An 18218-nucleotide genomic window follows, 5' to 3' on the forward strand; every position below is an offset into this window, starting at 1 on the left:
ACGGCGAAAGCACCTATCCGAACGCGCTGCCGTGGACCCGGATCGCCGCCACGCCGCACGTGCAGTACGGCAATTTCGCGCCGCTGCTGGCGCCGCTGCAGGCGCGCCACGAAGCGCGCTCCGCCCGCGACGTCGAATACCAGTGGTGGGTCGAGGACGTGCGTCAGTTCCGCGAAGAACAGGCCAGGAATTGGATCTCGCTCAACGAAGCCGATCGCCGCGCCGAACGCGACCGCTTCGACGCCCAGCGCAAGCAGCGTGCCGAAACGCGCGCGCGACTGGGCATCAGCCGCGACCCGCTGCTGGAGAACCGTTCCGACGACGGCCTGACCGCCGACGAGCGCAACGCCGCCGACGACGTGGCGCGCGCGGAGGCGGCGCGCAAGGCGACCGATCCGCTGCTGCGCGAATCGGCGGCGATCCTCGGCGACGCCATCTGGCTGCTTGGGCGCAACGACCGGCTGGCCGCCCAGGTGCTGCCGCAGACGCGCAACGCTGCCGGGCACTGGGCCGACTGAACGACGTCTCCGGCGACGCGGCGTTGACTTTTCCTTGATCGGGCTGCCGCTACCCTGACCGACTTCGCCGAACGCATTGGATGGCGTGCGGGTCGGGCGCACGGCAACCGACCCGAGCGGGATCGGTCGCGGTCGGGCCCAGTGCGTTGAAGCAGTCGTGACGCCTCCGGGCTGACCCGGGGGGCGGATTTTCCAGCAAGTGTCCAGAATTTCGCGGGTGCCGAATTTGGCACCCGCTTCCGTTGATGGATTCCCGATGACGTCTTCCACCGTTTCCACAGCCTCCATCATGCCGGCGCCGGCCTCCGGCGTCGCGCTGGCGTTGGGCGCGCTGTACCTGATCTGGGGTTCGACCTATCTGGCGATCCGCTTCGCGCTGGAGGGCGGTTTCCCGCCGTTCCTGCTGGGCGGGATCCGCTTCCTCGTGGCCGGCGGCCTGTTCTACGGCGTCCTGCGCTGGCGCGGCGTGCCGGCGCCGACCCGCGCCCAATGGCGCAGCCTGCTGCCGATGGGGTTTTTCATGCTGCTGCTCGGCAACGGCATGGTGAACCTGGCCGAAACCACGGTGTCCTCGGGCCTGACCGCCGTCACTTTGGCGTCCTCGGCGCTGTGGCTGGCGGTGTTCGCCGCGGTCCGCGGCGACCGTCCGACCCGGCTGGAATGGGCGGGATTGGGAATCGGCTTTCTCGGCGTGGTCTGGCTCAACGTCGGCAGCAGCCTGAACGGCTCGACGGTGGGGCTCATCGCCCTGCTGGTCGCCTGCATCGGCTGGGCATACGGATCGATCTGGAGCCGCGGCCGCGACCTGCCGGCGCCGTTCATGTCGGCGGCCGGGCAAATGCTGTGCGGCGGGCTGCTGATGACTGGCGCCGGGCTGGCCATGGGCGAGCGTTTCGCCCACGTGCCCGACGCGCGCGCAATTGCTGCCTTCTGGTATCTGGTCGTGCTGGGTTCGCTGGGCGGATTCACCGCCTACATCTGGCTGCTCAACCACGTGCGGCCGGCGCTGGCGGGCAGCTATGCCTACGTCAACCCGGCGATCGCGGTGCTGCTCGGCGCGTGGCTGGCGCACGAGCGCTTCGACGGCAGCGAACTGGTCGCCATGGGCGTGATCCTGCTCGGAGTGGTCGTGATCACCTTCGGAAAGGCGCTGCGCAAGATGGTGGCGGGGAGCGACGCGGCATGACCGACGACGCCCACGCCGACACCGCACGCGGCGTCTGGGCCGCGGTCGCGGCCTTCGTCACCTGGGGCTTTTCTCCGCTGTACTGGCACCTGCTCGCCGCGGTGCCTTCGCTGCAGATCGTCCTGCACCGGGTGGTGTGGAGCGCGCTGTTCGTCTCCGCCGTACTGGTCTGGCGCAGCGGGCCCGGCTGGCTGCGACAGACGCTGGCGGGGCAGTCCCGATTGGGCTGGACGCTGATGGCATCGAGCCTGCTGATCGCCGGCAACTGGGGCCTGTACATCTGGGCGGTGAACGCCGGTCACGTGGTCGAGGCGGCGCTGGGTTATTTCATCAACCCGCTGTGCAACGTGGTGATCGGGGTGCTGTTCCTGCGCGAACGGTTGCGCCCGATGCAGTGGGCTTCGGTGCTGGTGGCGCTGGTCGGCGTCGGCTGGCTGACCGTGCAGTACGGCGGCCTGCCGTGGATCGCGCTGGCGCTGGCGGTCTCCTTCAGCCTGTACGGCCTGCTGCGCAAGCAGGCGCACGTGGATCCGGTGGCAGGGCTTGGCGTGGAGAGCGCGTTCCTGTTCCTGCCCGGCCTGGCCTGGCTGCTGTGGATCGAACTGCACGGCGGCGGCGGCTTCGGGCACGGCTACGGCACCCTCGGCACGCTGCTGCTGGCGTTGTCGGGCGTGCTGACCGCGCTGCCGCTGATCGGCTTCGCCTACGCGGTGCGGCGAATCCCGCTGAGCGTGGCCGGCCTGCTGCAATACATCTCGCCGACGCTGCAATTCCTGGTCGGCGTATTCCTGCTGCACGAAGCGTTCGACCACGGCCAGCTGATCGGCTTCATCTGCATCTGGATCGCGCTGGCCCTGTTCGTGATCGACGGCCTGCGCAGCGGCCGGACGCCACGTGAAGAAGAGCTGGCCGAGGTGGTTTGAGGCAATCCCTCAACCCGCCCGCAGCGCCTCGGTGACGGGCAGCCGCGCCGCCCGCAGCGCCGGGAACAGGCCGCCGACCAGACCGATGCCCAGCGCCCATTTCAGCCCGGTCCAGGCCAGCGTCGGGCCGACCTTGAACTGGAACACCACCTGGCTGAAATTGCTGCCCAGCGTGCTGACCGTGTAGCCGTTGAACAAGGTCCAGGCAATCAGCGCGCCCAGCACGCCGCCCAGCAGCGCCAACAGCATGGTTTCCAGCATCACCGCGGTCACCACCGGCAGGCTGCGGAAGCCCAGCGCACGCAGGGTGGCGATTTCACGGGCCCGCCCGGCGACCGCGGCATACATGCTGTTGAGGGCGCCGAACACCGCGCCGATCGCCATGATCGCTCCGATCACGCTGCCCAGGATCCTGATCAGCTTGGTCAGTCCTTCCGATTGCCTGCCGTAGTAATTGCGCGTGGTATCGATATCGAGCTTGAGGCGCGGATCGGCCGCCAGCGCCGCTTTCAACCGCCGGAATCCGGACCTGCCTTCCAGCCGCACCGTCATCGACTGGAACGCCTGCCGCTGGTAGGCCGGCCCGAGCACGTCGGCATCGGTCCACAGTTCGGAATCGTGCGCGTCCCCGGATTCGAACACGCCGACCACCGTCCACATCTGGTTGGCCAGCTTCAACTGCCGGCCGACCTCAAGACCGCGGAACTGCCGCTGGGCGCCCCTGCCGACCACCAGCTCGCGCAGACCCGGGTTGAAGCGACGGCCTTCGACGATCCGCAGCTGCGGGCGAATGGCCCAGCCTTCCGGGCCGACGCCGCGGAACTGCACGTTGGCATCGCCACCATCGGCCCGGGTGGGCAGGTTCACCACCTGCGACAGCTCCGCCGACGCCAGCGGCTTGCCGTCCTGCCCACGCGCGATCCCGGGCAGTGCGGTGACCAGCGGCACCTGGTCGCGGGTGATGACGGAATTGGTTTCCGCCTGCGAACCGGCGCGCAGCAGGATCGCGCTGTCGTCGCTGCCGGTCCGGTCGAGGGTGGCCTTGAAGCCTTCGCCCATCGCCAGCATCGCCACCAGCACGCCGACCACGCCGGCGATCCCGATCACGATGACGAGCGACGCGCCCCAGCGCTGCGGCAAGCTGGCGATGCCGATCATCGCCGCCTCGCGCGCCAGCCGCCCACTGCGGGTCAAGCCCAGCCACAGGGCGATCAGGACGACCAGACCCAGCACGACCGGCCATGGCGCCACGATCCACCCACCCAGCATCAGCGCAAGAGCAAGAACGGTCAGCAGGCCGGAGAAAAAACGTTTCATGCGGGTGTCCTCTTGAGCGGCGCCCCTGGAAGATGGTGCTTGTTCATCGACGCCTCACCGTCCCGCCAGCGCATCGACGATGTTCAGGCGCATGCCGCGCAGCGCCGGCAGCAGGCCCACCAGCAGGCCGATGCCGACCATCAGCGCCAGGCCCAATCCCCAGGTCTGCAACAGTAGGCCGGGCAGCGCGATCATGCCGCCGCTGGCGGCACCGACCGCCGGCACGACCGCGCTCGCCAGCAGCAGGCCCGACATCCCGCCCAGCACCACCAGCAGGACCGACTCGGCCAGCACCAGCCACAGCACGCTGCGGTTGGAGAAGCCGATCGTCTTGAGCACCGCCAGCTCCGGAATGCGCTCACGCACCGCCTGCGCCATGGTGTTGCCGGTCAGCAGCAGCAGGGTGAAGAACACCGCACCCATGATCGCGGACACGATCAGCCCGATGTCCGCGAACTGCTTGGCGAACGCCTGGTTGAACGCGGCTTCGCTCTGGGTCTTGGTCTCGTGGTCGGAGTTCTCGCTGAGCCGGTCGATGGCCCGCGCCACAGCGTCGGCGTTGGAATGCTTGTCCGGCTGCACGACGAGCCAGCCGATCCGTCCCTTGACGTAGTCGTTGGCCTCGTCGAAATAGGCCCAGTGGAAAAACAGCATGTGCTCCTGCGCCTTCATCTTCGGATCGTCGACGCGATAGATGCCGCGCAGGGTGAAACTCCAATCGTTGCTGCCGCGGGTCGGGAAGATCGTCGCCTGCAGCGGAATGGTGTCGCCGACCTTCCAGCCGAATTGCCGAGCCAGCGCTTCGCCGACGATCGCGCCCTGGCGGTCGGCCTGCCATGCCTTGCGCTGCGCCTCCGGCATCCTGAATTCCGGGTACAGGTCGAGGTAATTGGGACTGACGCTGAAATTGGCGAAGAAATTCTTCGGGTCGCGGTAGATGCCGCCGAACCAGGCGGCGTAGGCGGACTGCTTCACCCCGGGCACGGCCTCGACCTGGGTCACCAGGCTGTAGGGCAGCATCTGGGTGATCGACAGCCGCGACATCGTCACCATGCGGTTGGCGCCGGCGACATCGCCGCCGGAATTGAAGGCGACCCGCACCGAATCGAGCATTCCGAACAGCAGGAACGCGGTCACCACCGACAGCAACGTCAGCAGGGTGCGGGTTTTGCTGCGCGCCAGCGCGGCCCAGACAAGGTGGAGATATTTCATCGAAACCTCCGGCTCAGGCGGCGTGCGCCACCTGTTCGACCAGCACGCCCTTGTCCAGATGCAGGGTGTGGCTGGCGTATTCGGCGGCCTTGGGGTCGTGGGTCACCATGACGATGGTCTTCCCGTGGGTGCGGTTGAGTTCCTGCAGCAGCCCGAGGATGTCCTCCGCCGAGGCGCGGTCGAGGTCGCCTGTGGGCTCGTCGCAGATCAGCAGCGTGGGATCGGAAACGATGGCGCGCGCGATCGCCACGCGCTGCTGCTGGCCGCCGGACAGCTCGTTGGGACGATGCTTGCCGCGGTCGCCCAGCCCCACCAGCTGCAGCGCGATGGCCGCGTTCTGCCTGCGCTGCGCGGCCGACAGCCGGGTCAGCAGCAACGGCAGCTCGACATTCTTCTGCGCGGTCAGGGTCGGCATCAGGTTGTAGAACTGGAACACGAAGCCGACGTGGTTGCTGCGCCAGTGCGCCAGCTGGCCGGAGCCGAGCTTCTCGATGTGCTGGCCGGCGATCTCGATGCTGCCGGCGCTGGGCGAATCCAGCCCGCCGATCAGGTTGAGCAGGGTGGTCTTGCCGGAACCCGAGGGGCCCATCAGGGCGACAAAATCGCCCTCGGCGATGTCGAGGTCGATGCCGCGCAGCACATCGACCTTTTCCGGACCGCGCTGGTAGGTCTTGTGCAGGTTGCGGATGTTGACGAGGGGGGGCATGGGTCGGTTCTCCGGTTGTCTGTTTCGTCTTTCGTCTTTCGTCTTTCGTCTTTCGTCACTCGTCGTCTGCCGCATCTTCGCGCGCGACCGTCACCCGCGCGCCGTCGCGCAGCGCTTCCGGCGGATCCAGCACGACCCGGTCGCCGCCGGAAAGTCCGGACAGCACCTCGCGGTCGTCGCCCAGGGTGCGGCCCAGCTGAACTGCGCGCATCGCGACCGCATCCCCGCTCTGGACGAACACCACCGACGCGCCGTTGCGTTCGACGATGGCGTTGGACGGCGCCAGCACTCCTGGTTTCCCCTGCGCCCGCGCGGGGCTGGCGTCTTCGAGAAAACTCACCCGCGCACCCATGTCCGGCACGATCCTGGGATCGCCCAGCGCGCCCAGGCTGACGCGCACTTTCACGGTCGCCTTGCCGCGGTCGGCGGTGGGGATGATGGCGATGACCTTGCCCGGGATCTTCCAGTCCTGGTAGGCATTGAGCACGGTCTCGGTGCGCATGTCCGGCTTGACCCGACCGATGTAGGCCTCGCCCACGTCGACCTCGACTTCCAGCGAGGCCATGTCGACGATGGTGCCGATGCCGGTGCGGGTGAAGCCGCCTCCTGCCGACAGCGGCGAGACGATTTCGCCCGGCTGCGCCGCCTTGGCGATGACGACGCCGGCAAACGGTGCGCGCACGATGGTGTTGTCGATGCCGTTGTCGGCAATCCGCAGCGCGTCGCGCGCCACCTGCGCATTGCGCTGGGCGGTGGCCAGCTGTGCGCGCAGGGCGTCGCGGGCGGCGATGGCCTGGTCGTACTGGGCGCGCGAGACCAGTTGCTGCCGCACCAGGGCGCCGAGCCGGATGGCATCGGCCTCGGATTGCCGCAGCTGCGCCGCCACGCCGGCGATCTGGCTTTGCGCCGCGGACAGCTGGGCGGCGGACAACCGACGTTGCGCGTCGGCGTCCACCGGATCCAGATTCGCCAGCACCTGGCCTTCCTCGACGCGCTGGCCTTCCTCGATCAACACGTCGCGCACCTTGCCGGTCACCTTCGCCGAGACCGTGGCCATCCGCCGCGCGACCACGTAGCCGGTGGCATCGAGCACGGCCGGGCCGGACGCGCCGCCACCGCCGATTGCGGCAACTTCGGCCACCCGAACCTCGACACCCTTGCCCGGGCGCAGCAGCCGCCATCCCGCCACCGCCAGCAGCAGGCCCGCGACCACCGCCAGGGCGATCCACAGCCCCTTGCGCGATTCCGGGGGCGGCGCGGCGTTGCGGTCGATCCTCAGGGATTCGAGAAGGTCGGCGTTGCTGTTCATTCGGGGTTCTTCAAGGCGACGGAACGCGCATCATCCGACATATGCGTCGAGCGATGCGTTAACGCGGAGGCTGTCGCCGGACGTTGCGCCAGGCATTCAGCGCGGCGATGCCGTATCCGGCGGCCATGCAGGCCAGCACGGCGGCGACGATGGGCCGATCGGACCAGAACCATTCGACGTGATTCGCGTCGAAGCGGAAGGCAACGGCCAGAAAACCCAGCGACAACGCCGGAGCCAGCAGTTTTCCCGGGTGTGTCAACATCGGCTGTTCCTCCATCTCGACATCGAACCTTGCGCCAGTGTGGGCATGGCGAAGGACGCCGTCCGCTGACAACTGTCATGCGATTGCGGTGACGCCCGGGGATGCTTGCGCAGCGCGCGACGGGTGAACATGCGGGTCGCCGTCGCTTGCGGTTGTTCTAGGATGCGTGCATGAACCTGCCTGCCTGGTTGCAACGCCAGTACACCCCGACGCCGGACTCGGCGGCCGCGCGGGACGTGCAGCGCGGCAAATCGCCGTGGACCGGCGGCGTGCACCTGCTGTGGTCGCTGTGGGTGTTCTTGACGCCGCTGCTGAGCGATGGCTACGACTGGCTCTGGGCGACGCTCACCCTGCTGTCCTATCCGCTGTTCCTGTGGATGTACGCACGGGTCATCTTCGGCCCGCGCCGGCTCGGATGGCGATACGCGCTGGGGATGGCGGCGCTCAGCCTGGCCCTGCTGCGCTGGTATCCCTCGGGCCTGAGCTACTTCGTGTTCGGCTGCGTGATGCTGCGGGTGTCGGAGCAGCGGCCGCCGAAGCTGCTCCACTACGCCCTCCAGCTGCTGGCGATGAACGTCGTGTTCGTGGCGGTAGCCGCCGCGATCGGCTATCCGTCGGGGTTCTGGATCTGGGTGCCGGTCATGACCTTCGTGATCGGCATGATCGTCAACGTCGAGCACGCCGCCCAGGAACACGACGCCGCGCTGGCGCTGTCGCAGGAGGAAATCCGCAAGCTTGCGGCCACCGCCGAGCGCGAGCGCATCGGCCGCGACCTGCACGATCTGCTGGGGCATACGCTGTCGCTGATCACGCTGAAGCTGGAACTGTCGCGCAAATTGTTCGATCGCGACCCGGTGGCATCGAAACACGAACTGGCAGACGCCGAACGGGTGGCGCGCGAGGCGCTGGCGCAGGTGCGCAGCGCCGTCACCGGCATCCGCGCCACCGATCTCGCGGCGGAGCTGGCTTCGGCCAGATTGCTGCTGGAATCGGCGCAGGTCGGGTTGGATTACGGCGCGCCGCCACCGGATCTGCCCCCCGAGGTCGAACGCGGTCTGGCGCTGGTGCTGCGTGAAGCGATCACCAATATCTCCCGCCACGCGCACGCCACGCAGGCGCAGGTGGAGTTCATCCGCGAAGACAAGGCCGTGCAACTGAGCATCAGCGACGACGGCCGCGGCGGCGCGACGACCGACGGCAACGGCCTGTCCGGCATGCGCGACCGCGTGCGCGCGCTGGACGGCGAACTGCACGTCGAATCGACGCGCAACGCGGGCACGACGCTGCGGATCCGGGTGCCGCTGGCCCGGCGCGAGCCGCCGCTACCCCTGCGCGCCGTGCCCACGTCCAGCGGATTCGCAAGCGAACCCAGGACGCAGGGGCAAGAAGGATGATCCGGATCGTGCTGGCGGAAGACCAGGCCATGCTGCGCGGCGCGCTGACCGCGCTGCTGGGGATGGAATCCGACCTCGAGGTGGTGGCCCACGTCGGCGACGGCGAAGCCGCGTGGCGCGAGCTGCAGCGGCTCCAGCCCGACGTGCTGCTGACCGACATCGAGATGCCCGGCCTGACCGGACTGGAGCTGGCGCAGCGCATCGCCCGCCACGAGCTGCCGATCAAGGTGGTGATCATCACCACCTTCGCCCGCGCCGGATTCCTGCGGCGCGCGCTGGAGGCCGGGGTGCGCGGCTACCTGCTGAAGGACGCTCCGGCGGAGCAACTGGCCGACGCCATCCGCAACGTGCAGCGCGGCGGCCGCTCCATCGACCCGCAGCTGGCGGTGGAAGCCTGGGGAGAAGCGGACCCGCTGACCGACCGCGAGCGTCAGGCGCTGCGCCTGGCCGGCGAAGGCCTGTCGGCCGGCGAGATCGCGGAGAAGCTCAACCTCTCCCACGGCACCGTGCGCAACTACCTGTCCGAAGCCATCGGCAAGCTCGGCGTCGGCAACCGCATCGAAGCCTACCGGTTGGCGCGGCAGAAGGGCTGGCTGTAGGCGTTCGCATCGACGGGATCGACCGGCTCACCGCGCCTGGATCATCGTCAGGGCCGCGCTGGCGCTGGCCTGTGGCGCTCTGCTCGGGCCGAGCATCGTGCGCTGACGAGGATCAAGCCACCTTCTTGAGCACGGCGCCGCTGTCCAGCCAGTCGGCCAGTTCGGTCAGCGTGGTCACCCGCAAATCGGCGGCGGGCAGCGCTCCCGGCCAGACGTGCAGGCCGCGGTCGATCCAGCAGGTGCGCAGGCCGGCGCGGGCCGCGCCGAGGATGTCCACGTGCGGATCGTCGCCGACGTGCAGGACCTCGCCCGCCGGAAAACCGAGCCGCTGGCAGGCTTCGAGAAAGAACCCGGCATCCGGTTTCGGTGCGCCGTATTCGCGCGCGGTCAAGGCGAACCGGAAGTGCGCATCGATGCCGATCGCGGCAAGGTCGGCATTGCCGTTGGTCACGGCGGCCACCGGCAGGTGCGCGGCGATCCGGCGCAGGCCATCGAGCGCATCGGGAAAGAACGCGACCCGGTTGCGCTCGCGGAAGAAGATCGCGTAGGCGGCGCTGGCCAGCTCCGGGTCGTCGCCGCTCTCGCGCAGCGCGCGTTCGATGGTCAGCCGCCGCAGCAGGCCGAGGTCGTGCGCGAGCTGCGGGAACTCGTCCATCACCCGCTCCCGCAGGGCGCGCATTTCCGCAATCGGGAAGCGTTCGGCGGTGCGCGGGCTGTGCGCCTCGAACCAGTCGTGCAGGGCGGTTTCGATCCGCTCGCCGATCGGGGCGAACGGCCATAGCGTGTCGTCGAGGTCGAGGGTGATGGCGCGCATCGTCACGTTCAGGGCGTGGTGACGAAGGGCGGCGGCTCGCGGCGCGGCGGTTCCGGCCAGACCGCGGGCCGCACGTCGTCAGCCGCCGCAGGCGTGGCATCGGGTTCGGCCTGCTTCGATTCGCCACGGTCAAGGCCGCTGGCTGCGAGCAGTCCCGACAGCGAACGCAGCAACGCCAGCAGGCCGCCGCTGCCCGCCATTCGCAGCGGCTGCGCGCGACCGGTCAGGAAACCACCGACCAGCCCGGCGATCACGATCCGCCCGGGCGTCCAGCCAGTACGCCACAGGGTGACGGTGCGACGGCCGTGCGCCACCGTCTGCGTCCACTGCGCTTCGACGTTGCGCTCGGCGGCGCGCACGCGCGCGCGGTGGGCATCCAGGCTCATGGCTTCGGTTCCTGTCCCGAGGTTTCCGCCGCAGCGTCCGCGGCGCCCGCTTCCGGAAACAGCCGCGCCAGCTGGCGGCGGCTGGCCTGCAGACCGGCATCGTCAAGGCTGCGCCACGCCACCGCGCCGGAAACGACGGCACCGATGGCGCCGATGAGCGCGGCAAGCAGCAGCGCGACGGTCCAGGACAGGCCCAGCGCGCGCAGTCCCGCCACCAGCGCCGCCATCAACAGCAGCCAGGTGGAGATGGCCAGCGCCGTTGCCACGACCGCGAACACCAGCGAACGCCCCAGCGCGGCGCGCGCCAGCGCCAGATCGGCGGCCAGCAGCGCCCGCAGCGCCTGTCCGGTGGCCAGCGCGGCGCGCACGCCCTGCCTGGACTGGTCGCCGAGCGCGTGCAGCGTCTCGCCCAGCCCCGCTGCCCCCGCTCCCGTTGCCGCACCCGGCGGCGGGGTCGGTTCTTCGGCGGTCATCCCCGGGTTTACTTGTCGCCGCGGCCGAGTTTGGAAATGATCCAACCCGCCGCGAACGCCGCTCCGAAGGCCACCAGCGGGCGCTCCCGGATCAACTCGGCGGCGCTGTCGAGCAGGTCGCGGCTCTTGTCCATCAGCGCGTTCATCTGCTCGCCGGCGGCGCCGCCCAGATGCTCCGCGGCGGAAATGCCGGCCACGGCACCGTCGGCCAGCTCGGCCTTCACCTGCGCCTTGCCGACCCGCAGTTCATCGCCGGCGGCGCTGGCGGCGCTCTTGACCGCACTGCCGGCGGCGGCGGCGGCCTGCTTCAGATGGGAGCCGGCTTCGCCCAGATTGCTCTTGACCGCATCGGTGTGTTCGCTCATCTGTCGCATCCTCCTTGGGCTGGGGGAACAAGTGTGGCACCGTTCGCGCCCGCGTGCGCAACCGGGCGCGCTCCCGCGCCGGCATGTTGCGCGCGCGTTCAGCGCATCAGCAGGTCGCCGGTGGCATTGCCGCGCAGGACCCTCAGTACCAGCCGCTGCGGCGGGGCGCTGCCGAAGCCGGCGCGGAAGCCGTTCAGATCGCTGAACTTGCCGTTGCTCGACGCCAGCACCACGTCGCCGCGCTGCAGGTTGTTCTGGGCGGCGCGGCTGCCGCGTTCGACCGATTCCACCAGCACGCCGGTCAGCCCCTGCCGGCGCAGCGATTCGGGCAGTTCGGCAAAACTGGCTCCGGCCAGGCGCGGGTCGAGTCGTTCGCCACCAAGCGCCTTGGGCGCCTCGCGCAGCCCGCTGGTGACCTGCAGCGCCCGCCCGTCGCGGCGCACGTCCAGGGTGATCTGCGCGTCCGGTGCCTGCAGGCCCTGGAAGTTGCGCAGCGCCTCGGCGTTGTCAATGGTCTCGCCGTTGGCCGCCACGATCACGTCCCCCACCCGCAGGCCGGCGGCACCGCCGGCCGAATCCGGATAGACCCGGGTGATCACCGCGCCACGCGGCTCGTTCATGCCCAGGCCCTTGGCGATGCGGGGATCGACGTCCTGCAGGTCGACGCCCAGGGTGCCGCGGCGGACCACGCCGCCGTGCAGCAGTTGGTCGAGGATGCGGTGGGCGAGATTGGAGGGGATGGCGAAGCCCAGTCCGATGTTGCCGGCCATCGAACCGCGCGGATTGAAGCTGGCGGTATTGATGCCGACCAGTTCGCCATCGAGGTTGACCAGCGCGCCGCCGGAATTGCCCGGATTGATGCTGGCATCGGTCTGGATGAAGCTCTGGAAACCGGCTCCCGGCAGGTTGTTGCGGCCGACCGCCGAAACAATGCCCGAGGTGACGGTCTGGCCCACCCCGAACGGGTTGCCGATCGCCACCACGAAATCGCCGATCTGCAGCCGGTCGCTGTCCGCCAGCGGGATTTCCGTCAGCGCCGCGCCGGCCAGATCCTTTGCGGGAATCCGCATCAAGGCGATGTCGGTGTCCGGGTCGGAACCGACGAACTCGGCGTTGATGGTGCGTCCGTCGGCCAGGGTCACCTGCACCGCGTCGGCGTTTTCCACCACGTGGTTGTTGGTCAGGATCAGCCCGCGACGGGCGTCGACGATCACCCCGGAACCCAGCGAGCGGGCGATGCGCTCCTGCGGGATGCCGAAGATGCGGCGGAACACCGGATCGTCGCCGAACGGCGTGTTCACCCGCACGACCTGGCGGGTGTTGACGCTGACCACCGCGGGCAGCACGCGCTTGAGCATCGGCGCCAGCGAAGGCATCGGCGTGCGGGCAATTGCGGCGGGCGACGTCGCGACGGCAGGCGGGCCTGCCTGGGTGGCGACTGCCGGCGGCGGCGCGGCCGAAGCGGGATGGTCCACCAGCAGGTTCAGGCCGGTGGCGGCAAAGGCGCCGAACGCGGCGGCGGCGGACAGGGCCAGCAGGGTACGGGTGGCGGTGGTCGTCATGGCGGACTCGGGATACGGCAACCTGAACAAGTGTTGCCGGACATCATGCAACCAATGCTGAAGGCCCATGGCACCCGGACGCAAGCAGTCTCCCGACGGAAGTGGCATGACGTCCGGCGGCGGCCCGCCTGTCGAGCCGTGCAGGAGCCGTCGCCTGCCAGAAGGAGATGTTCGCAAGTGCGGCGCGAAGGTCGTGCGGTGGCCGTGTACGCGGCTACGGCGCTTCCTGGCCCGCCAGCAGGCATTGCGCCGGGTAGGTGGGCTTGGGATCGACCTCCTGCGGCGCGCTGCGAAAACGCACCATTGATGTGTCAGCGAGCACCGTCCCGGTGCGGTCATCCAGATGCACCTCGCGCGACAGAATGATCGGGCGCGGCGGGGAGACCGACACCAGGACATGCCAGGCCAGCGACGGACGCGCATTGCGCAGCGGGAAGATCTCCAATTCCGCCACATTGGTCTTGAAGGTGCTCTCCGGGAGGCGGGCCCTCGCGGCAACGCAGGCCCGGGCGCGTGCTGCGGCCGCCTCGGCAGACAGCCGGGCGCGGGTCGAAACCTCAAGCGCGCCGACCACATAGCCCCCCGAGGTAGATGTCAGGCGGCCACGGGAATCGAAGTGCATGATCCACGACGCCCCGTACACCGGTACCCCATTCACGACCTGCGAGAAGCGGACATGGGTCGGCCCGCTCATGGCCGCGTCGCGTGGCGTGACGATCCATTCTCGCCGAGGATCCTGCATCCCGAAGATGCGCCTGTGCCTGGACAGGAACGCGAGTGCGGCCTCGATGTGGCTGTCCGCCCTCGGGGATTCGTAGGCGCCGTCCTTCGGGGCGGCAAAGATGATCGTGCCACCCGTCGGGGCCACATCGACGATCCAGTCCTCACCAGTCGCTTGTTCCAGGGCAGCCCGCGCCTTCTCTTCGGTGTGCTGTCGGATCTCGACGTCGCTTGCGGATGCGACGGACACCGCAGCCACGAGCACCACCAGCAGCAAACTATTCCGATTCGATCGGTGTCGATTCATGCGCTTTCTCCCCTGCATTGCGGCAGCTTTGCGGTGGCAGGCTTTCCGGACACGGGTGACGGGTGTTTATCCGCCTTCGATGAAGCGGCCGTTCGGCCATCATGAAACGCACGCGGTTCCCTGCGCCATCCGTGGCGCAGGGAACCGCCTGACAGCCTCAGTTCGGCTCACGCCGGGATTCGGCCAGACGGTTTTCTTCCTTGACGCGCGCCCGAGCCGCTGGCGATACGCACACCGTGTCCCCGTCATAGGCCTCCCGCCAGACGAATCCGCTGATGCAGGTTTCGGGGCCGTAGGTTCCGCCGTCGGGTTGACGGCGTGCGACGGCAAGCCGATTTTCCTGGGCAGCGTGCTGGCGCGATTGCGGCGTGACGCAGACATGATCGTCCTCGCGCGCTTCGCGCCAGACGTAGCCGCTCAGGCAGCGGTCGCGCGGCTGTCTCCTGCCAAGCACGTGGATCTCCCGCTCCGTGGGGCCGGGCTGTGCCGGCAGCGTAGGCGTCGCGTCCGCGCTCACGTCTGGCGTCACTTCGATGATCCGGTCGTTCCGATTCGGAGCAGGGGCGATCGGCGGCGCGTTCTCCTCCTCCACCCGCCTGTCGATCGGTGGAGCCGGCCTGGGCTGTCTGAGGATGCGGGGGGGTATCATCACGATTTCCCGGCATTCCAGCGTGCTCTTCATGAACCAGTCGGTTCGTGCGTTCGGGCGCTCGAACGGATAGTTGCTGCCCCGGACTTCGCCGTGGGCGCTGATCGTTCCTTCGTAGATGCCGTTCTCGTCATATTTGTCCGTCCAGCACCAGACCGGGATCAGACCGTAGTAGTTGATGCACGTTTTCTGCTTGAGCTCATACCAGCTCACCCGGAAGTGGAACCGGTCGCCCTCGATGTACCCTTCGAGCGGCCCGGCGACCTCGTGCTCAAGGCTGGTCGAATAGAACCGCGCCTGCCCCGTCAGCTTGTTACCCTCCCGCTCGAGGTGCAGCGCGACGTCGATCGCGTTCGACTGCCGGATCACGTAATCGCCGTTGATCTCCCAGTACGGACATTGCCCGGCAGCGGCCGGTGCCGCGCACAGGGCCACCGCCACGGCGAGGATTCCTCGAATGCACATTGCGCTCCTCCTTGTTTGCCTGGGTTTGCAACCGATCGGGTGGCCATCCGGAAGGACAGGGGAATTCCGCGGTCGGTGCAGCGCCCCGACCATGCGTCCTGCCGGCCTGAGGGCGCATGCAATTCCGCTGAAAAATCATGAAATGATGTGAAGGATGGAAGAGACGCTGCGCTACTACCGGTTCGAAGGCTTCCTGCTCGACACCCTGCGTCGCGAGTTGCGCGATTCCGCCGGCGCACTGGTGCCGCTGACCGCGAAGGCCTTCGATGTCCTGTGCGTCTTGATCGAACGGCGCGAAGCGGTGGTCGGCAAGGAGGAACTGCTGGCGGCGGTCTGGCCCGGACGGGTGGTCGAGGAAAACAACCTGACCCAGGCGATCGCCGCGCTGCGCCGCGCGTTCGGCGTCAGCGCGCACGACCGCCGCTTCCTCGTCACCGTGCCGGGACGCGGCTACCGGTTCGTGGCCACCCTGGCCGAGGATGCGGGCGCGCTGCCGATAGCGCCGGCTTTTGCGTCAGACTCCGACGCATCGCAAGACTCCGCCATATCGCCGGAACCGGCCGCGGTCCCGGCCCCCGAGGCGGCTCCGGCGCTGGCCGCCCGATCCAACTCTCCTGCACCGGGTGCGCCGCAGCGCCCGCAGAGCCGCCGATCGGTGTCAGCCGGGATGCTGCTGGTTGCCGCCGTGCTTGTTGCCGGGTGGCTCTGGCTGCGCGCGCCGCCTACCGCTGCGGGCGCTGCGACCGCTGAACCCACCCCGGCCCCGGCGGCGATGGCCGGCAGCATCGCGGTGCTGCCGCTGGTCAACGCCAGCAGCGACCAGGGGCAGCAGTTCTTCTCCGACGGGCTCAGCGAGACCCTGATCAATACCCTGTCCAGCTTCGACGACCTGAAGGTTATCGGGCGCAGTTCCTCGTTCCGGTTCCGCGACAGCCGGGAAGGCAGCCGCGAAATCGGGGCCAAGCTCGGCGCCGCCTACCTGCTGTCCGGCAGCGTGCAGCGCGCCGGTGATCATGTCCGGGTCTCGATCGAAGTGGTCGATACCGCCGACGGCCACGCGCTGTACGCACAGCGGTTCGACCGGCCGTACCAGGATCTGTTCGCCCTGCAGGACGACATCGCGCTGGCGGTGGCGGGCGCGCTGCTGGGCAAGCTGCCGCACGTCCACAGCATGGTCGGCGTGGTCGAGTCGGGGCGCCCGGCCAGCGGCAACCTGGAGGCCTACACCGCCTTCCTGCGCGGCGCCCACGCGATGCTGGGCGACACCCGCAAGGCGATCGAACATTTTGCCGAGGCGGTCCGGCTGGATCCGGACTATGCGCAGGCCTGGCTCTGGCTGGGCTTCAGCCGCGCCATCAGCGCGCGCTTCCTGGAGCAGGGAGAGGCCCTGCGCGCCACCTGCGCGCGGGCGCGCGAGGACATCGAAACCGCGATCCGGCTGGCCCCGGACTTCGGGCTCGGCTATTCCGCGCTGGCGGTCCAGCGCACCTCCTGCGATTACGACTGGAACGGGGCGCTGGAACTCTTCGCCAAGGCCCTGCCGCGGGTGACGGTCACCAGTCCCGTCCACGGCCAGTACAGCCGCGTGCTGGCGTCACTGGGCCAGGTGAACAAGGCGATCGGCGAGCGCAACCGCCATCTTGCCGCCGATCCGCTGACCGAGGACGGCATCTACTGGCTGTTCCTCATGCAGGCGTCGCTGGGGCGGCTGGACGATGCCGAATCCAGCCTGCGCCGGTTGCGGAATCTGTCAAAACCGGAGGATCACGCCTGGTATTCCGACGAACTGTCGTACCTGTCGCTGCTGCGCGGGGACCAGGTGGCCGCGCTGGCCCAGGCCCAGGCCGTTCCGCCGGGCAGCGTGCGGGATCGGGCGGTGGCGCTGGCGCTGCAGGCCGGCGGCAATGCCGGCGAAGCCGACGCCGCCTTGCAGCGTCTGATCGCAAACGAAGGCAACACGATGACCGGTCGTTATTACATTGCCCGCACCTATGCGCTGCGGGGCGATACCGACTCCATGTTCGAGTGGCTCGAACGCGACTGGGCAAGCCATGGCGTCGCCGCTTACCAGATCCTGTTCGATCCGTTGCTGCTGCGGTTTCGCAACGATCCCCGCTTCGCCGCGTTTTGCGCAAGGGCGGGGTTGCCCGCGCCGGCAACCAGCGAAGCGATGAGCATCGACCAGATTCAAGCGATCGATCGTGGCGGACGTTGAACCGCGACGAGCGGGCGGTTTTCCGGGGAATGAACAGATCGCTCGAGGTGCGCTGGATACCGCAGCGCAGCATCACGCCCATTCAGGTTCCCCGGCTCACCGGCTGCCGATTTCCGCAACCCCGCGCCGCAGGCGGGTGTCAGCCAAGGACGCCGAAATGCAAGTCGTCCGGGGGGATTTTTCGCGTTGACTCCAGCCGGCGTCGTGGTAAGGTCGTTCGGGCAAAGCCACAACATGTTGTGGTCGTCAGTGCGGGAAAGCCCAAGGGCTGCGGTCTTTGGGCAGCTCGGATGCAGGGGCCGTGCGGCGTCGAGTGGGCGTCGAAACGGGGATCCGGGGGTGGCGACACGGCAGCGAAAGGAAGCCTCAAGGCCGCAGCTGCGCGACCACGGCGGCGCCATCGCGTGGAGGCGACGATGCGGACCAAACGCACGAACACGGATACGGCACGGTGACACGGGTACAACAAGGAGCGACAACGGACATGAGCAGGGCGAGGCTGGAAGCGGTGGCCACGGACGCAAAGCAGGACATCCCGATGCAGCCGGCATCGGTGGACATCTGGGACAAGAAATACCGCCTCAAGACCAAGCGCGGCGTCGCCATCGATGCCGACATCGACGGCACCTACCAGCGCGTCGCCAAGGCGCTGGCCGAAGCCGAGCCCACCGTCGAACTGCAACAGTACTGGCAGGAGCGCTTCACCTGGGCGCTGCGCCGTGGCGCGATCCCGGCCGGCCGCATCACCTCCAACGCCGGCGCGCAGGAACACAAGCCGGCGACCTCGACGATCAACTGCACCGTCTCCGGCACCATCGCCGATTCCATGGACGGCA

Annotated in this window: 19 protein-coding genes; 7 read left to right on the forward strand and 12 right to left on the reverse strand. The window is 68.8% G+C overall.

The window, feature by feature from the left end; translation table 11 throughout:
- The 3 genes from Q0X16_RS04695 to rarD form a co-directional block, all read left to right on the forward strand.
- A partial coding sequence (locus Q0X16_RS04695; protein WP_297831216.1) for a carboxy terminal-processing peptidase occupies positions 1-518 on the forward strand: 518 nt, incomplete at its 5' end.
- A 256-nt stretch (positions 519-774) separates the two neighbouring features.
- On the forward strand, positions 775-1704 hold the full coding sequence (gene yedA, locus Q0X16_RS04700; RefSeq protein WP_297831219.1) for a drug/metabolite exporter YedA: 930 nt from the start codon (positions 775-777) through the stop codon (positions 1702-1704).
- Positions 1701-2627 carry an EamA family transporter RarD gene (rarD, locus tag Q0X16_RS04705; RefSeq protein WP_297831222.1) on the forward strand — a complete coding sequence of 309 codons (927 nt, stop codon included), beginning with the start codon at positions 1701-1703 and terminating at the stop codon, positions 2625-2627. Before yedA ends, rarD begins: the two co-directional genes overlap by 4 nt.
- Before the next feature lie 9 nt (positions 2628-2636).
- Here the strand turns inward: rarD and Q0X16_RS04710 are convergent, their stop codons facing one another.
- From Q0X16_RS04710 to Q0X16_RS04730, 5 genes are read right to left on the reverse strand one after another with little or no spacing between them, the layout of a single operon-like run.
- Positions 2637-3944: an ABC transporter permease gene (locus tag Q0X16_RS04710; RefSeq protein ID WP_297831225.1), complete on the reverse strand. Its 1308-nt coding sequence runs from the start codon at positions 3942-3944 to the stop codon at positions 2637-2639.
- Positions 3945-3998: 54 nt separating this feature from the next.
- Positions 3999-5156: an ABC transporter permease gene (locus tag Q0X16_RS04715; protein ID WP_297831228.1), complete on the reverse strand. Its 1158-nt coding sequence runs from the start codon at positions 5154-5156 to the stop codon at positions 3999-4001.
- A 13-nt stretch (positions 5157-5169) separates the two neighbouring features.
- Complete coding sequence (locus tag Q0X16_RS04720) at positions 5170-5862, reverse strand: ABC transporter ATP-binding protein (RefSeq protein WP_297831230.1); 693 nt, start codon at positions 5860-5862, stop codon at positions 5170-5172.
- A gap of 55 nt (positions 5863-5917) precedes the next feature.
- Positions 5918-7171 carry an efflux RND transporter periplasmic adaptor subunit gene (locus Q0X16_RS04725; protein ID WP_297831233.1) on the reverse strand — a complete coding sequence of 418 codons (1254 nt, stop codon included), beginning with the start codon at positions 7169-7171 and terminating at the stop codon, positions 5918-5920.
- A 58-nt stretch (positions 7172-7229) separates the two neighbouring features.
- Positions 7230-7433, reverse strand: coding sequence for a hypothetical protein (locus tag Q0X16_RS04730; protein WP_297831235.1), 204 nt, complete (start codon positions 7431-7433; stop codon positions 7230-7232).
- A 170-nt stretch (positions 7434-7603) separates the two neighbouring features.
- On the opposite strand from Q0X16_RS04730, the gene Q0X16_RS04735 reads away from it, so the two are divergent.
- Together Q0X16_RS04735 and Q0X16_RS04740 are read left to right on the forward strand one after the other, a co-directional pair.
- Positions 7604-8827: a sensor histidine kinase gene (locus tag Q0X16_RS04735; RefSeq protein ID WP_297831238.1), complete on the forward strand. Its 1224-nt coding sequence runs from the start codon at positions 7604-7606 to the stop codon at positions 8825-8827.
- Positions 8824-9426 carry a response regulator transcription factor gene (locus Q0X16_RS04740; protein WP_297831241.1) on the forward strand — a complete coding sequence of 201 codons (603 nt, stop codon included), beginning with the start codon at positions 8824-8826 and terminating at the stop codon, positions 9424-9426. Before Q0X16_RS04735 ends, Q0X16_RS04740 begins: the two co-directional genes overlap by 4 nt.
- 112 nt (positions 9427-9538) lie before the next feature.
- On the opposite strand, the gene Q0X16_RS04745 is transcribed toward Q0X16_RS04740, so the two are convergent.
- The 7 genes from Q0X16_RS04745 to Q0X16_RS04775 form a co-directional block, all read right to left on the reverse strand.
- The gene (locus Q0X16_RS04745; protein ID WP_297831244.1) at positions 9539-10240 is read right to left on the reverse strand and encodes an HAD-IA family hydrolase; all 702 of its coding nucleotides are present in this window, start codon (positions 10238-10240) and stop codon (positions 9539-9541) included.
- Between the two features lie 8 nt (positions 10241-10248).
- Entirely contained in the window at positions 10249-10626 is a 378-nt protein-coding gene (locus Q0X16_RS04750; RefSeq protein ID WP_297831247.1) for a hypothetical protein, read from the reverse strand.
- Complete coding sequence (locus tag Q0X16_RS04755; RefSeq protein ID WP_297831249.1) at positions 10623-11099, reverse strand: phage holin family protein; 477 nt, start codon at positions 11097-11099, stop codon at positions 10623-10625. Before Q0X16_RS04755 ends, Q0X16_RS04750 begins: the two co-directional genes overlap by 4 nt.
- Before the next feature lie 8 nt (positions 11100-11107).
- Positions 11108-11464, reverse strand: a complete 357-nt coding sequence (locus tag Q0X16_RS04760; RefSeq protein ID WP_297831252.1) for a hypothetical protein — start codon at positions 11462-11464, stop codon at positions 11108-11110.
- Between the two features lie 98 nt (positions 11465-11562).
- A complete protein-coding gene (locus Q0X16_RS04765; protein WP_297831255.1) occupies positions 11563-13026 on the reverse strand; it encodes a trypsin-like peptidase domain-containing protein in 1464 nt (487 codons plus the stop codon).
- A 214-nt stretch (positions 13027-13240) separates the two neighbouring features.
- Entirely contained in the window at positions 13241-14053 is an 813-nt protein-coding gene (locus Q0X16_RS04770) for a hypothetical protein (protein ID WP_297831259.1), read from the reverse strand.
- Between the two features lie 157 nt (positions 14054-14210).
- A complete protein-coding gene (locus Q0X16_RS04775; RefSeq protein WP_297831263.1) occupies positions 14211-15143 on the reverse strand; it encodes a hypothetical protein in 933 nt (310 codons plus the stop codon).
- A gap of 178 nt (positions 15144-15321) precedes the next feature.
- On the opposite strand from Q0X16_RS04775, the gene Q0X16_RS04780 reads away from it, so the two are divergent.
- Both Q0X16_RS04780 and Q0X16_RS04785 read left to right on the forward strand, forming a co-directional pair.
- Entirely contained in the window at positions 15322-17382 is a 2061-nt protein-coding gene (locus Q0X16_RS04780; RefSeq protein WP_297831266.1) for a winged helix-turn-helix domain-containing protein, read from the forward strand.
- A gap of 484 nt (positions 17383-17866) precedes the next feature.
- Positions 17867-18218 (forward strand): ribonucleotide reductase N-terminal alpha domain-containing protein (locus Q0X16_RS04785; RefSeq protein ID WP_345780276.1); only part of this gene is annotated, 352 nt, incomplete at its 3' end.

Origin of the sequence: Thermomonas sp. (genome assembly GCF_025993755.1) — a bacterium.
Taxonomy (GTDB): domain Bacteria; phylum Pseudomonadota; class Gammaproteobacteria; order Xanthomonadales; family Xanthomonadaceae; genus Thermomonas.

Bases quoted from the DNA above. Each gene is read 5' to 3' on its own strand.
- rarD (WP_297831222.1), top strand. From the start codon at position 1,701: ATGACCGACGACGCCCACGCCGACACCGCACGCGGCGTCTGGGCCGCG.
- Q0X16_RS04760 (WP_297831252.1), bottom strand. From the start codon at position 11,464: ATGAGCGAACACACCGATGCGGTCAAGAGCAATCTGGGCGAAGCCGGC.
- Q0X16_RS04765 (WP_297831255.1), bottom strand. From the start codon at position 13,026: ATGACGACCACCGCCACCCGTACCCTGCTGGCCCTGTCCGCCGCCGCC.
- Q0X16_RS04710 (WP_297831225.1), bottom strand. From the start codon at position 3,944: ATGAAACGTTTTTTCTCCGGCCTGCTGACCGTTCTTGCTCTTGCGCTG.
- Q0X16_RS04720 (WP_297831230.1), bottom strand. From the start codon at position 5,862: ATGCCCCCCCTCGTCAACATCCGCAACCTGCACAAGACCTACCAGCGC.
- yedA (WP_297831219.1), top strand. From the start codon at position 775: ATGACGTCTTCCACCGTTTCCACAGCCTCCATCATGCCGGCGCCGGCC.
- Q0X16_RS04770 (WP_297831259.1), bottom strand. From the start codon at position 14,053: ATGAATCGACACCGATCGAATCGGAATAGTTTGCTGCTGGTGGTGCTC.
- Q0X16_RS04755 (WP_297831249.1), bottom strand. From the start codon at position 11,099: ATGACCGCCGAAGAACCGACCCCGCCGCCGGGTGCGGCAACGGGAGCG.
- Q0X16_RS04735 (WP_297831238.1), top strand. From the start codon at position 7,604: ATGAACCTGCCTGCCTGGTTGCAACGCCAGTACACCCCGACGCCGGAC.
- Q0X16_RS04730 (WP_297831235.1), bottom strand. From the start codon at position 7,433: ATGTTGACACACCCGGGAAAACTGCTGGCTCCGGCGTTGTCGCTGGGT.
- Q0X16_RS04715 (WP_297831228.1), bottom strand. From the start codon at position 5,156: ATGAAATATCTCCACCTTGTCTGGGCCGCGCTGGCGCGCAGCAAAACC.
- Q0X16_RS04740 (WP_297831241.1), top strand. From the start codon at position 8,824: ATGATCCGGATCGTGCTGGCGGAAGACCAGGCCATGCTGCGCGGCGCG.
- Q0X16_RS04725 (WP_297831233.1), bottom strand. From the start codon at position 7,171: ATGAACAGCAACGCCGACCTTCTCGAATCCCTGAGGATCGACCGCAAC.
- Q0X16_RS04780 (WP_297831266.1), top strand. From the start codon at position 15,322: ATGGAAGAGACGCTGCGCTACTACCGGTTCGAAGGCTTCCTGCTCGAC.
- Q0X16_RS04745 (WP_297831244.1), bottom strand. From the start codon at position 10,240: ATGCGCGCCATCACCCTCGACCTCGACGACACGCTATGGCCGTTCGCC.
- Q0X16_RS04750 (WP_297831247.1), bottom strand. From the start codon at position 10,626: ATGAGCCTGGATGCCCACCGCGCGCGCGTGCGCGCCGCCGAGCGCAAC.